Consider the following 15456-nt stretch of genomic DNA (forward strand, 5'->3'; position numbering starts at 1 on the left):
ACTCAGAAGTGAAACCTCTTAGCGCTGATGGTAGTGTGGAGTTATCCATGTGAGAGTAAGTCATCGCCAGCTCATTAATTCTAAATCCCCCTCCGCTTAATGCAGAGGGGGATTTTTTTATGATGAAAATAAGGGGAAATAATATAAATAAAGAATTATGAATGGGGGAAAGAAGAGAATTAGAGCGGAGAATACACGCTAAATTATGTAAAAGTAGATTTATATAAATTAAAATTATGCGAAACATCTATCATTTATCAAAGAATCCAAAGAAGTGCAAATTGATTTGCATTATTTTCATACAACTTTAGTCTATTTTTCTCAAAAAAAGACGTTTCAATTGTTTTATTTATAGACAAAAACTGAATTATGATTCATTTTATATAAAAGTGAATTTGTATTCACTTTTTATAATAAAGCTCACAATTGGAGGTGAGGGAAAAATGACAGCGACAACAATGAATGTAAATGCTGTAATCGATCAGGCTAAGTTTAAGCCTTTTCATTTAACGGTTGTTTTGTGGTGCTTATTCGTCGTCTTGTTTGACGGTTATGATTTAGCAATTAACGGTGTGGCTTTACCGCTCTTAATGAAAGAGTGGGGTATGACGGCCGTTCAAGCGGGAATGTTAGCCAGTACTGCCTTAGTAGGCATGATGTTTGGTGCAATGTTATTTGGGATGCTGGCCGATAAAATTGGCCGTAAAAAAGTCATTATTATCTGTGTCACTTTGTTCAGTGGATTTACTTTTGCGGGTGGCTTTGCTTCAAACCCGACTGAATTTGGAATTTTACGCTTTATCGCTGGTCTTGGAATTGGTGGTGTATTACCGAACTTGGTTGCTTTAACTTCGGAATATGCCCCGCAGAAGTTTCGTAGTACTCTGGTGACCGCGATGTTTAGTGGTTATGCGATGGGTGGGATTATGGCAGCACTACTAGGTGTTGCGTTTACGCCAACTTTTGGCTGGAAGATCATGTTTTTCATTGCTGGTATTCCATTACTGTTTATTCCTATTTTATGGAAATTCTTACCTGAATCAGTCACTTTTTTAGTGAAAGACCAGCAAACAGAAAAGGCACGCAGCATTATTCAACGTCTGGTACCTGAAGAGACTGTAACTTCAGATACTGTTCTAGTGCTGAATGAAGCTAAAGTCCCTGATGCATCTGTCGCTGCCTTGTTTAAAAATGGTCGTGGTATGGGTACAGTTTTATTTTGGTGCTGCTTCTTCATGTGCTTATTGATGGTTTATGCCTTAGGAAGCTGGTTACCAAAACTGATGATGGCTGCGGGTTATTCGATGGGCAGCAGTTTAATGTTCCTCCTTTCTTTAAATATTGGCGCGGTGATCGGCACTGCTGGTGGTGGTGTGCTCGCGGATCGATTCCACTTGAAACCTGTCATTATTAGCATGTTGACTGTCGGGGCATTTGCACTGGTGGGTTTAGGCTTTAATTCACCACAACCTGTAATTTATTTATTGGTTGCACTTGCAGGAGCGGCTTCGATTGGTTGTAGTATTTTGCTATATAGTTATGTGGCGCAATATTATCCATTGGCTGTTCGTTCAACCGGGTTGGGTTGGGCATCAGGGATTGGCCGTGTGGGTGCAATCGTGGGGCCAATTGTCATTGGTGTATTGTTGGGCATGGAATTACCACATAAGTTGAATTTTATTGCTGTGGCGATTCCTGCGGTGCTTGCTGCGATAGCGGTTTCTTTTATCCGTTTAAATAGTGCTGAAGAAGCAGTTAAAACTCAGGTGAAAGTTTCGAGTTCAATCAAAGCATCTTCTTAATCAAATCTCAAAAAGATAAAAGGCTCTCATTTTGAGGGCCTTTATTTTTGCAAAATGGGTGTACCGTTGGGTGATATTTGGTCGTGTTTGAAGGAGAGTGCTATGCTAAAGGTAGCATTAAATAGGGCAGTACAATAACAATGATTAAGCAGCAGAAAAAACTCGAACCTGAGCAAACTAAACATTTATTCAATACCTTAGGACAACGGTTTCAATAGCATACTGAACGTCATATGCAAATTAGTTGGGCATTTGTCCGAGAACAACTTTTGCAGGCTCCTGAAAAACTATATGCGTTACAACAAATGGAAATAAGTGGTGGTGAGCCCGATGTCGTGGCTTTACCGAATACATAAGATGTGTATTTTTTTGATTGTTCAATTGAGTCCGCAAAAGGGCGACGAAGCATGTGTTATGACCGAGAGGCACTATTGAGTCGCAAGGATCATCCGCCTGAAAATACAGTGCTAGATTGGGTACAGGCTTATGACTTAAGCTTAATGACAGAACAACAGTATTATGCCTTACAGTAGATTTTTAATTTCGACTTAAAAACATCCAGTTGGGTTGAACCTCCCACTGAATTACGTCAGCAAGGCGGGGCAATCTTTTGTGATCAGCGCTATGGTCGTACGTTTACCTATCATAATGGTGCTGCTTCGTACTATGCAAGTCGAGGATTTCGGACTTATATTCAGCTTTAACTGTGGAAATATAGATAAAAAGAAACCCCGACATCCTGTCGAGGTTTCTTTGTATTTCAGTGTTTAGATAGAACTCCTGTCATATCTCACATCCTGATGCTCAAACTGATTATTGTTGTTTTAAGTTTGGGAAACATCCTGTTTCCTGATGATTTAAATATACATGGCGGCGACTTTTGTTGATACAGCATTTTAACCACGCTATTTGTAAGCCTAAGCTGACAAAAGTGAATAGCTTATATAATTTTTGCTTACTGCTTTAAATTTGTATCGTTTAAATAGGCTGATGAATACTGGATTGGTCTAGTGAAACTGATGATGTTCTACGCAATGACTGGCTTTGGTGGTTTCTCTGTTAAATAGAGAGCATTACTGTAAATACGACTGCGCGATCAATACACAACAAGATTAAAAGCTGTATTCATGCATGTGATGTTCATCAGAAATATGGGTAATGTTTTCTGAAGGAGTGAATATTTTAATAAAAATGTGAAAAGTAATGTTTTTATACGGGAGATTGATAGCTTTAGCGTCCTTTAGATTGATTTTTTCAGTAGGTTGAGTATCGATGCATGATCTTCAAATTTTATGCAGGAAGATAGGTGCAATAAATCATTCCAAAAAGTTTGTTAATTTATAACTAATTTTGTACAATAAATAAGCTGATTAATTGAACGGTTGAATCAGTACACATTATAAAAATGGAATATTTGAAGCAGAAATTACAGAATATTTTTATAAAAGTGAGTATTGTTGAATCATATAAAAGGGAAGTTTAATCGACACACTTTAACCAAGGTTTTGTGAAAACTCCTCTGTTTGTCATTTAGAACCTTGCACCCAAAAGGTCGAAGCTAAATCAAACACTCAAGATTAATATTAAATGGTTCTTTTTTGTTGCGATATAACCAAATAAAAAGCAATTAAAAGGGACCTAGGTTTAGGTGTTTTATGTCAGGAACTCGTGAAAACTGGACATCACGATCTGGTTTTATTATTGCAGCTGTAGGTTCGGCTGTAGGTTTAGGTAATATTTGGCGTTTCCCTTATGTTGCCTATGAAAATGGTGGCGGCGCCTTTCTTATTCCTTATTTATTGGCGTTAATTACCGCTGGTTTACCGCTGTTATTTTTAGATTATGCAACGGGACACCGTAGTTCGGGGTCACCACCTAAAGCCTATCGGGCTTTGTTTAAAGGCGGTGAAACGCTGGGTTGGTGGCAAGTCTGTGTGTGTATCATCATTGGTTTGTACTATGCCAGCGTACTGACGTGGGCGGGAAGCTATGTTTACTTCTCGATTGGTCAGGCTTGGGGCAGTGACCCTGAAAGTTTCTTCTTTAATACCTACTTACAAACTTCGAAAGCAACAGGTTTCGATTTACAGTTTGTAAGCCATTTATTTTGGCCAATCGTAGGAATTTGGGCACTGACCTTAATTATTCTGTTTGGTGGGGTTAAAAAAGGTGTTGAATTATCGAATAAGATTTTCATGCCTTTGTTATTTGTTTTATTTACCATTTTAGTGGTGCAATCACTTCGTTTACCCGGTGCAGCAGAAGGCTTAAATGCATTCTTTACACCGAACTGGTCTGCGATGATGGACTATAAAGTGTGGTTGGCGGCGTATGGTCATACCTTCTTTTCGCTTTCTGTGGGTTTCGGGATCATGGTGACTTATGCATCTTACTTAAAGCCAAAGACCAATTTGACAGGCTCAGGTTTAATCGTTGGTTTTGCCAATGCTTCAACTGAAATCTTGGCGGGTATTGGTATTTTTGCTGCATTAGGCTTTATGGCGCATACCGCAGGAAAAGAAGTTCAAGATGTGGTGAGTGGTGGTATCGGTCTGGCATTTATTGCTTTCCCGAAAATCATTTCAAGTTTAGGTGCGGGTGCTGATTTATTCGGTCTATTGTTCTTTTCATCATTATTTGTTGCCGGTATTTCTTCCATGGTAAGTATCTTGGAAGTACCAATTGCAGCGATGCAAGATAAGTTAAAATGGGGCCGTAAAAAAGCAGTTACCATTATTGGTGGTGGTAGTGCACTAGTTTCAGTGATCTTATTCTCAAGTGTGAATGCGATTAAACTGGTAGATATCGTGGATCACTTTATCAATAACATAGGGATTATCGGTGGTGCATTATTATCGATTATCAGTGTGGCTTGGTTTAAGCGTGCTGCTTTACGTGAGCTTCGTGACCATGTAAACCGTATTTCTACTGTTCAATTGGGCAAAGGCTGGGATTTCACGTTAACGGTAATCACCTCCTTGATCTTATTAACGACCTTGAGCATGACCGTATTTAACTTAGTGAAAAACGGTTACGATAGTTATAGTATGAGTTTACAAGGTGTATTCGGATGGGGCAGCGTGATTTTCTGTGGTGTCGTTGCAATCGTACTCAGTAAAATGAAAGATCGCTAGGAGAGCATAAATGAATACTTCGGCAATCGTGATGATGATCATTTCAATGGTATTTTTATGGGGTGGACTTGTGTTGTCTATTTTACACTTGATGAAAAACCCTGAAGAACTCGATGAGGTTCTTGAAGAAGTGAAAGACCAGCATACGTTGTAATATTGGATGAGAAAGGCAATTCATTGATTTCATTTGTAATCAGTGAATGATAAAAAAACCGAGTGAATGTCACTCGGTTTTTTATGGACTTTTAACAAGTTCAAGTAAAAATGTGACAGCTTCAGCCAAGAAGTCTTGTCAGGCTTTTTTAGAAGAAGTATGAACAGTTAAGAGTGCCTTATTGTTTATGGTCACTACACGATCATTACTCTACTGAGCATTATTCAGCATGAAACATAATCGATCTTGATTTATTTCGATATTCAAACAGCATTATTTAGACCCAAGAGTCATATTTTCTTGAAGATTGCTTAAATGTATCCATTTTGAGTTTCGAACCGCCCAAATTTAGTGAGTAAATAGAGTATCTGTACCTGATTTAGGTCAGAATTATATTTATAATCTTTTTGATATCATATGTTTATGTTGATAGTTTTTCTTTCGAAGATATAGATTTTGCAGTTAGATGAGTCATCGTGATCTTACTCAATTAGTTTAAAAAGGAAGATTTTAGGCGGACTGGTATAGGGTTGAAGTGTGACTTGTATCACTTTAATTATGTTTTTATTGACTGTATTAGTAGATTAAAAAGTGTAATATTTTTTAGTTTTTATGGCTATGTGTTTGAGCCTGTTTAAAGCATTTTTTATACAGATTTTATCTAATTAAGTATTTGAATTTTATTGTTTTAATAGATTTTTTATTGTTCATTGTTTAATTCTTCTAATAGATTTCTTGCTTTGTATATTTGTAGGCCATCACCTACGAGTCGTCTTACCTTGCGCTCAATTTTTTGCTTATTTTATGTTCATTTTGCGCTATTTTTACCCCAATATTGATTTTGTGTAAAAACACTGTAAATTTGGGTAACTGCAAAACAAGTAACAAAAATCAAAAATTAGTGTGACATGTGACACTAAAATTGATATTTGATTCCATTTTATTGTCTTTGTGTACAGCATTTGATACTTGGCATGATTGAGGTAGTGATGAAAAATAAAAATTTTGGTTTGCTTACAACACTTGTATTGGCGATGGGCATGTCGTCCATGGTGTATGCAAATGAAAACCCTTTATCTGCGCAGATGAAAGTTTTTCAAGTTAATGTTGATAAAAATACCCAGAAAGAGTTGAAAAACACCGATCAGGTTAAACCAAATCAGGTGCTTGAGTATCAGGTGACGTATAGCAATCAATCCAACACTAGCTTGAAAGCCTTGAAGTTGAATTTGCCACTTCCTGCTTATGTTAGCTACACCGGAAAAAATACGCCGAAAAATACCTATGCTTCTACAGACAGTGTGCATTTTGCAAAAGCTCCATTAACTCGTGTTGAAAACGGGAAAAAAGTGAATGTGCCTTTGAGTGAATACCGCGCCTTGCAGTGGCAGGTGGATGAATTAAAACCTAAACAAAAAATTACTGTTGCAGCACAAGTACGTGTAAACGCGGCTGAATAATTTTCGCTTCAAATCAATCGCTTTTATGGATTCTTTTATGAAACATAACTTTCAATTAAGTAAAATTGCTGCATCACTTGCAGTGATGAGTGGGGTAGTGTTTGTGAGTAGCCAAGCAATGGCTGCAACACCTGTTGCTGGAACCAATATTAGTAACGTTGCGACTGCATCGTATACAGATAATACTGGGACAACACGTACTGTTACCTCAAATGAAGTTAAAACTGTTGTTGCACAAGTGGGTAGTTTTACCTTGGTTCAAGATCGTTCAATAACGACCGTGCCGAATGGTCAAGCCACCATGTCGCATATTTTGACCAATACAGGTAATGGTACCGATACATTTACCATTTCACTTGCAGATTTGGATAATCATGCTTCTGGGTCGACCTTTGACTTCGCCTCAGATAAGTTCGCTGTTTATATCGACAAGAATAAAGATGGCGTACCTGATGACGCAGTGAATTTAAATGCGTCAGGCAAAACGATTGAATTACAAGCTGGTGAAGATGTTGGCCTAGTCGTGGTAGCAACTACTCCATCGACTGCAACGACTGGTCAGTTTGACAAACTCGAATTGACTGCAACCGCCTCTGCAGCAAAAGCAAGCTTATATACGACAAGTTCGATCAGTAACACAGATACAGTCACCATCACCAGTGGAGCTGTGGTCACGATTACGAAAGCTGCAAGTATTAGTACTGCAAAAGCAGGTGAAGAAATTGAATACACCTTAACATTTAAAAATACTGGTAATGCAGCAGCAACCAATGTTGCGATTTTTGACGTTTTGCCAGCCAATGTGACTTATAAGCCAAATTCAGCAAAATATAGTGGTAGCTCAACTGACTTAACTGATGCGTCTACAGATACTGATAACTATCAATATGATACGACTAATAAACGGTTCTTATTTAATATTGCAAGTTTAGCTGCCAATACCACGGGTACATTGAAGTTTAAAGTTACGGTTCAATCTTCAGCACTGAATAGCGTGAATAACACGGCATATGTCGATCCAGATGGGAAAAATGGGACACCATATACCATAACTGACTTACCAACGACACCGCCAACAACCACACCAACAGGAACTACGCCTTCGAATGAGTCGAAAGTACCTGTGGTTGGAACCTATAAGGGCGCATTGAACGATACGGCTGCAAGTGCTTTTACCGATACTGACACAGCTGCTGGTAGTGGTGATGACAAAATCCAATTAGTGGGTTCAAAGGTTGGTATTCCTGTGGTGTTTGGTCAAAGCACAGCAGATGGCGATAAAGTTGTAGTACACAATAGCGGTGATCGTGTCGACAGCTACAACCTAACAGTGAATCGTGCAGCATTAGCTGTATTTGCGGGTACGGTTGCTTTGCCTACGGGAACCATTGTTGAAATTTTAAAAGCAGATGGGGCGACACCCGTTACCGATACTAATGGTGATGGTATTGTGGACTCTGGACCAATCCAACCTGGTGAAAAAGTACAATTTGTTGTACGTGTGACTTTACCAAGTTCATCTGCTCATACTTCAGGGTATTCATTTACTTTAGAAAGCACTTCTATCACAAATCAAGTGAAAGACACTTTAAAGTTATCTACTGGTCCCGTCATTGGAAACTCAGTGGATTTGGTGAATAAACCAGATGCAACTACAGAAAATGGTACTGGTGCGGGAACAACGGCACCCGTTGAAAGTAAAATCACACCACCTGCGGTTCCTGTAACTTTTGATGCAACCATTAAAAACACAGGTAATGTTGCTGATAATTACACGATTACTGTACCGAATGTGCCTGCTGGTTGGACAGTAGAAATCTTTGAAAAAGATGGTAGTGGTAACTGTACAACTACTAAAGTGACAAACTCTGGCAACATCGCAGCTGGCGCCGCAAAAAGTTTCTGTGTAACGGTGACACCGCCAGCAGGTACACCAGCTGGTGACACTAAAAATATTCAAGTGAATATTGTCTCACCGTCAACAACTACGTCAGATAATATTACCTATGAGGTCAAGGTTGCAGAGAAGCGTGGGCTCAGCTTTACGCCTGATCGTCAAGGTCAAGTTGCACCAGGCGGTACGGTTGAATACGTGCATGTTTTAACAAACTCTGGCAACGTAACAGAGGGTGTGAGCGGGTATCTTATTGATGTGAATTGGTCATCTACACTGTCAGGTGCGAATACGTCTGTTTATGTGGATTTGAATAACAATGGTAAAGCTGACACCAATGAATTAATTACAGGGGATACGGAAGCTGCTCGTAGTGCTTCTTTAGCAACACTTTTAGCAAATACGACAACTGCTGGAACTACAAATACCGTTGCTGGCTTATCTCAGAATGAGTCGATTAACATTATTGTTAAAGTAGAAGCTCCTGCGATTGCAACAGCTGGTGTGACGGATACGACAGTCGTAACCTTTAAGCCGACAGGGACAAACACGCCAGCGAATGTTTCTGTAACCGATTTGACCACGATTAACTTAGGTCAGGTACGTTTAACAAAAATGCAGGCCTTATCAGAAAAATGTTCAGCACCAACTACTTACTATAGTACGAATATTGAAGCTAAGCCAGGTCAATGTGTGTATTACCGTGTGACAGCGAGTAATGATGGTAATGTGAATGCAACCAATGTGGTGATTTCGGATATGGTTCCAAGTTACACCACATATCAGCCGAACTCTGCGAAACCTACTACTGCGGCACCAACAACGGGTAGCAAGGAATTGAAATATACGGTAGGTACGCTTACACCATCAGCATCAGCAACATTGGAGTTTGGCGTAAAAGTCGACCAATAATTTAAATAAACCGCTTCCTTTAGTTTCTTTTTAAAAAGGGAAGCGGTTTTTTTGCTGTATTTTTTGTGGGTTTGGGGTTATGTCAGTAAAAAAAACGACATCATTTAAAATGGATGCACTATCATATTCGGCGTTGGCTTCTGCTTTGTTGTGTGTACAGCAAAGCTATGCAGCAATGCCGATGGCTGGTGAAACCATTCAAAACATTGCTTATGCATCATATGCCATCAGTGATGAAAATGGTGGACAACTCCTGTTAAAAACCCAATCCAACCCTGTCAACGTCACTGTAAGTGAGTTTTATGGCGTACAGTTACGTGCGGATACGTTAAAACAGGTCGAAGCTGGGTCAAAGGTGATTTGGTTAAATTCACTGGCGAACCTGAGTAATACAGAAGCTTGGATTGATTTTACAACGCTTCCGAATGCTGATTTATCCAATATCAAAGTGTATTTAGATGCCAATGATGATGGTGTTTTTGATGTTTCAGAAATCCTCATCACCAATGGTCTACTGTTACAGCCCAATCAAAATGTCCACTTATGGATTGTGGCTGATACGTCGACACAAACAGCTGATCAGGCATTTGTTGATTTGCCATTAACGGCACATATGCGTGAACAACCTGATATTCAGGATGTCGCGAAGAATCCTGTACAGGTCATTCAGCCTAAATTAAAAATAGAAAAATCGGTTGATCAAACCATTTTACAAAGTAATCAGCAATCCCAGACCATTCAGTACACTTTAAATGTATCGAATGCTGCGCTTTTACCTGTATTACCAACACAAGTAAAAGTTGATGGTCAAACTGAATCTTTGGTGATTGTTGAAGATCCTCTTCCAGCCAATACGGTTTTTGAAAGCGTAGAGGTCCTTGAAAAAAACCAAAACGCTCAACTTTTATATCGTTTAGCAGAAGGTGAATATACGCGTGGTTTACCTGCCAATAAAACTAAGGTGGGTTATGCAGTTGTCGGGTTTACCGATATTTTTAAGTCACAACAAAAAAGTACGATACGTTTAACAGTTAAAACCAACCCTAACTTAAGCTATACCACACTTTTAAATGAAGCTTATGTTTTACATGGTTTGTCGAATATTACCCATAAGAAAACACTTTCAAATCAAGTGAAAACCCAAATTTTGGGGCAGTCCATCATTGAAAGTACCACTTCGGATTTTTCGCACAGCCTTTACACGGGCAAAGTGAATGAGCCGCTTTATATTAAAACCAATGCCGCGATTTGTAATGCCAACCGTTTCATAAGTGATCAAATTCGCGTGCAAATTAGCTCACGATTAACGGGTGACGTGGTTTATATCAATGCCGTTGAAAGTGGTGAAAATACAGGTATTTTTCAGTTTGATTTGGCAACGGAAGAAAGTACAAATAAAAACTTAGCTGATCAAATTTTACAAACCGTAAAACGTGATCAAGCGCAGATCCGTTTAACGGACTGCCTAGATGCAAATGGAGCATCAACTTTAAAGCTGGATAATGTTGAAACTCAGGTTTCAATAGATCCTTATGGTATTGTTTTTGATGCAAAAACAGGAAAGCCTGTTGCAGGTGCAACAGTTACGCTGGTCAATGAATTTGGAAGGCCTGTAGCAGAGAATGAAGCGTTTGAAATTGATCGTAATACAGGTGAATTAAAACCATTTCCAACGCAACAAGTAACATCTGCATCGGGTGAATTTGTTTCACCATTGGTAAAGGGCGGCAGTTATAAACTTTTAGTCGATACGTCGACTATTTCAGGACAGCAATATACATTTGCTAGTGATCAAGTTGTTTATCCGATTGATTCCTTTAATGGCAAGGATGTCCATGCAGAATGGTCGTACGGGGGGACTTTCACCCTGACAGAAAATAGTCCTGCACTCAGTATTGATATTCCAATTGACCCCGTACTTTCAAAAACAGGGCTGATGGTTCAAAAGACTGCGCGAGACTCTTCGGTTGAATTGGGCGATTTTACCAGTTATAGCATTACGGTGACGAATCAAGGTGATGTCGTTGCTGCAGACGTACAGCTACAAGATACTTTGCCTCGTGGGTTTAGCTATGTCGCCAATACAATGCGTGTTAATGGTCAACCTGTGGCCGATCCTAAAGGTGGAAAAGGACCGTACCTGAGCTTAGGTTTGGGTGACTTAGCAGTGAATAAGAGTACGAAAATTGAGTACCGTGTTCAAATTGGGCCGAATGCTTTAAATGGTGACGGCATCAATCGTGCGAAAGCGGTGGATGCTGATGGTCTAAGTTCAAATGAAGCGCAAGCAAAAGTCAAAGTAAAGTCGGGTGTTTTTAGCTCTGATGCATTTGTAGTGGGTAAGGTCTATACCGACTGTAACCGTAACGGCATGCAAGATCAGGGTGAGTTGGGGGTGCCGGGTATTCGCCTCTTTATGGAAGATGGCAGTTATATCATTACGGATCGAGAAGGTAAGTACGATTTTTATGGCGTATCGCCGAAGACTCACGTTTTAAAATTAGACCGCACGACCTTACCTGCTGGTGCTGAAGTGATTATTCAGTCTAATCGAAACGCGGGAGATCCATCGAGCCTTTTTGTTGATGTAAAACGTGGTGAATTACATCGTGCGGATTTTGCAATTGCCAATGATGCAGAGCAATGTTCTGCACCATTACTTGATGCAGTCAAACAGCGTCAAGAAAAGGTGAATCAAAGTAATTTCAACCTTGAAAAGGCCATTAATAAACAGTTATCAATAGATGCCCCAACTTTTATTGAAAAAAGCACACGTTCAGATCAGACAACGGGTTGTTTGGCTACAGAGGGTGAACAAGACTGCTTACTCGGTAAAAATGGATATGTGACTAAGTCTAAATCACAAGACTTGAGTTTAGAACCAATTCAACCGGGAGTGGTGAGTTTAGAAGAATATTTACGCCGTGCGGATAACAATGCTTTGCGTATTTTAAACTTGAACGAAGGGCAATTGCTGAAGTTCAATCAAATCACCATTCAGTTACAAGGCACTGCGGGTGCAACACAACGTCTGTCAGTGAATGGAAAAATCATTGATGACAAACATATTGGTAAGCGTGCGATATTGGCGGAGCAGCAAAAGCAAGGTTTGGAATATGTCGGTGTACCTTTAGAAACAGGTTCCAATACCCTTTTAGTTGAGCAGTTGGATCTGATGGGAAATGTCCGTGAAGCTCAAACTTTACAGGTCATTGTACCGGGGCAAGCACATCATTTAGAGTTACAACAACCAGTTGCGTCAGCTGTAGCGAATGGTCAAGATGTTTTGAGTATTGCGGTAAAGATCAAAGATGAACAGGGTGTTTCCGTTCTGACTCGAACTCCAATCACTGTTGCAAGTGATATTGGTGTGATTGATTTAGCGGATGCCAACCCAAATGAATCGGGGCTGCAAACATTTATTGAAAATGGTGAGTTGATTATCCCAATACTCGCGCCCAATATGCCGGGACGTGGTACTTTAACGGTTAGTAGCGGTTTAATTCAACAAGAACTCGATATTCAATTTACAGCAGACTTACGTCCACTGATTGCAGTAGGTTTAATTGAAGGTAGCATCAATTTTAATCATTTTGACCGTGAAAAATTGCATAGTGTAACGAGCAATGACGGCTTTGAAGATGAACTGAAAGAAATTGCAGATTTGGGCGATGACACCACCGTTAATGGGCGTGCTGCTGTTTATTTAAAAGGTAAAGTCAAAGGGGATTATTTACTGACGCTTGCTTATGATTCAGATAAGAGTTCAAAACAGCGTTTATTCCGTGATATTCAGCCAGATGAATATTATCCAGTTTATGGTGATGCTGCAGCCAAAGGTTTTGATGCTCAGTCGACCAGTAAGTTGTATGTTCGTTTAGACAAAGGCCGTTCTTATGCTATGTATGGTGACTATGTCACGCGTACTGAACGAGATGAAGGTCTTTCTTTAGGCCAATATAACCGTTCATTGACAGGTGTCAAATTGGGGCATGAAGGTGACAAATTCCAAGTGTCCGCTTTTGGTGCTCAAACCAAATCACGCCAAGTGGTGACAGAAAACCGTGCTATGGGGATTACAGGACCTTATAGTTTAGGTGCGATTTCAAATGATCTGATTTTAGAAAATAGTGAGAAAGTTGAAGTCTTGACGCGAGACCGTAACAATCCGGGTCTGATTATCAATCGACAAGTGTTAACGCGTTTTGTGGATTATGAAATTGATACCTATAGTAATAGTATCTATTTAAAAGAAGCAGTGGCGAGTGTCGATAGTGACTTAAATCCGAACTATATCCGTATTACAGTTGAAGCTGATGAAATTGGTGAAGAATACGAAGTTGCTGGCTTAAGCTTCAGTTATGTATTTCCAAGCCATTTAAAAATAGGCGGCTCTTTTGTGCGGAGTAATGATCCGCTGCAAAAGGAACAGATTTCAAGTTTGAATGCGGTCTTGAAGGTCGGGGAATATGGCAAGCTCATTGCTGAGGTAGCGCAATCAGAAAATACCAGTTCTGCTGATGATCAAGTGACACAAATAGGACAAACCGATTCTTCGGCTGAACAGCAGGGCAATGCAGCACGAATTGAATTTGAATATTCAAAGGGAACCAATAATTTACGTGCCTATCATCAGCAAGCTGATCGTGGTTTTCAAAATGATGCGGCAACCATCAGTGCTGGTCGCATGGAAAGTGGAATTAAGGCGACATCACAGGTTGCGCACGTCGGTTTAGCACGGCTTGAAGCGATTCGCACGGAAGATCAGGTGAACCAAGGCGTGCGCACAGGATTATCTGCGAGTTTAGAACGCAACTTTTTTAAATTGCTTGCTGTGGAGTTGGGTGTTCGTCTTTATGATGAAAGCCAAGCCGGTGCAACACTTGCCACTGATCATACTGATGCCTATAACGGCACTACTGGTCGTATTAAATTTACGGGACAATTGCCTTGGAAAGGGGCAAGCGTATTTACCGAGTATGAACAAGACCTAGCAGATGCTGAGAAAAAAGTACTGACCATTGGTGGCCGCGTACAGGTTGCTGCGAATACAGAACTTTACGCACACCATGAATTGATTTCTTCGATAGATGGCCTTTACTCGATGAATAGTACTGAAGAGACCAATAGTACTGTAGTTGGTATCAGCAGTAACTATATGAAAGATGGCTCAGTTTTTAGTGAATATCGTGTTGCAGATGGTATGAGTAATCGTGAGGCTGAAGCCGCGATTGGTTTAAAAAACCGTTGGGAAGTACAATCAAAAGTTTATTTGAGTGGTAGTTTTGAGAAAATTAAGAGCTTATCTGCCGATACGGAGAATAATAGTGATTCGACTGCTGCCAGTATTGGAATTGAATATTTAGCCAATGAAAACTGGAAAGCGACAACACGTTTAGAAGGGCGTCGTTCGGATGACTCTGATACCCTGATCAATACGATTGGTTATGCACGTAAGCTCTCGAATGATGTGACTTTTTTGACTAAAAATACCCTGAACTTTATTGATAACAAAGGTATAGATCAGGGCGATCACTTACGTAACCGTTTCCAATTGGGTTTGGCGTGGCGTGATTTTGATCAAAATAAATTAGATGTTTTATCAAAAGTTGAATACTTCTATGAAAATAACGAAACAGATTTAGAAGCAGCCTTTCAACGAGAAGCATATGTCACATCAACCCATGTCAATTATCATCCTGAGCGCCAGTTCACATGGTCTGGGCAGTATGCAGCAAAATGGTCAGTGTTTGATGAAGATCGTGTTGAAAGTGATGCATTAACCCAGTTACTCAGTGGTCGCATGATTTATAACCTCAATGAACGCTGGGATATGAGTCTGCAAACAGGAGTATTGTGGGCGAATCAAGGCGCTGGTACCCGTTACTTAGCAGGTGTTGAGATTGGGTATTTATTGGCAACGAATCTTTGGGTATCTGCCGGCTATAATTTTATGGGCTATCAAGACGCCGAGCTCGCCAATACTAGCTCAACAGGTGAAGGTGCATATTTACGCTTTAGATTTAAGTTTGATGAAGACCTGTTTGGTCGCCGTAATGGCATGATGAACCCAGCCTTAGAACCTCAAGGAGGGCGATAA

The 15456-nt window shown here is 39.9% G+C and carries 6 protein-coding genes and 1 pseudogene; all 7 read left to right on the top strand.

Translation table 11 applies throughout. The features are described from left to right. The first annotated feature begins 443 nt into the window (after positions 1-443). The 7 genes and pseudogenes from ACG9ZB_RS10030 to ACG9ZB_RS10060 all read left to right on the top strand — a co-directional run bounded on the left by ACG9ZB_RS10030 (position 444) and on the right by ACG9ZB_RS10060 (position 15456). The gene (locus tag ACG9ZB_RS10030) at positions 444-1802 is read left to right on the top strand and encodes an MFS transporter (protein ID WP_419325595.1); all 1359 of its coding nucleotides are present in this window, start codon (positions 444-446) and stop codon (positions 1800-1802) included. A 143-nt stretch (positions 1803-1945) separates the two neighbouring features. Further along, a pseudogene (locus ACG9ZB_RS10035) lies at positions 1946-2506 on the top strand (DUF4256 domain-containing protein). Between the two features lie 951 nt (positions 2507-3457). After that, complete coding sequence (locus tag ACG9ZB_RS10040) at positions 3458-4936, top strand: sodium-dependent transporter (protein WP_419325596.1); 1479 nt, start codon at positions 3458-3460, stop codon at positions 4934-4936. Positions 4937-4946: 10 nt separating this feature from the next. After that, positions 4947-5090 (top strand): methionine/alanine import family NSS transporter small subunit, encoded by a 144-nt coding sequence (locus tag ACG9ZB_RS10045; protein WP_081313279.1) that lies wholly within the window; start codon positions 4947-4949, stop codon positions 5088-5090. Between the two features lie 989 nt (positions 5091-6079). After that, complete coding sequence (locus tag ACG9ZB_RS10050) at positions 6080-6550, top strand: hypothetical protein (RefSeq protein ID WP_419325598.1); 471 nt, start codon at positions 6080-6082, stop codon at positions 6548-6550. Between the two features lie 37 nt (positions 6551-6587). Next, entirely contained in the window at positions 6588-9356 is a 2769-nt protein-coding gene (locus tag ACG9ZB_RS10055) for a DUF7619 domain-containing protein (protein WP_419325600.1), read from the top strand. A gap of 79 nt (positions 9357-9435) precedes the next feature. Further along, a complete protein-coding gene (locus ACG9ZB_RS10060) occupies positions 9436-15456 on the top strand; it encodes an SdrD B-like domain-containing protein (RefSeq protein ID WP_419325602.1) in 6021 nt (2006 codons plus the stop codon).

This window comes from Acinetobacter johnsonii (assembly GCF_048551975.1).
In the GTDB taxonomy this organism is placed as follows: Bacteria; Pseudomonadota; Gammaproteobacteria; order Pseudomonadales; family Moraxellaceae; genus Acinetobacter; species Acinetobacter johnsonii_A.

Bases quoted from the DNA above. Each gene is read 5' to 3' on its own strand.
- ACG9ZB_RS10030 (WP_419325595.1), top strand. From the start codon at position 444: ATGACAGCGACAACAATGAATGTAAATGCTGTAATCGATCAGGCTAAG.
- ACG9ZB_RS10040 (WP_419325596.1), top strand. From the start codon at position 3,458: ATGTCAGGAACTCGTGAAAACTGGACATCACGATCTGGTTTTATTATT.
- ACG9ZB_RS10060 (WP_419325602.1), top strand. From the start codon at position 9,436: ATGTCAGTAAAAAAAACGACATCATTTAAAATGGATGCACTATCATAT.
- ACG9ZB_RS10050 (WP_419325598.1), top strand. From the start codon at position 6,080: ATGAAAAATAAAAATTTTGGTTTGCTTACAACACTTGTATTGGCGATG.
- ACG9ZB_RS10045 (WP_081313279.1), top strand. From the start codon at position 4,947: ATGAATACTTCGGCAATCGTGATGATGATCATTTCAATGGTATTTTTA.
- ACG9ZB_RS10055 (WP_419325600.1), top strand. From the start codon at position 6,588: ATGAAACATAACTTTCAATTAAGTAAAATTGCTGCATCACTTGCAGTG.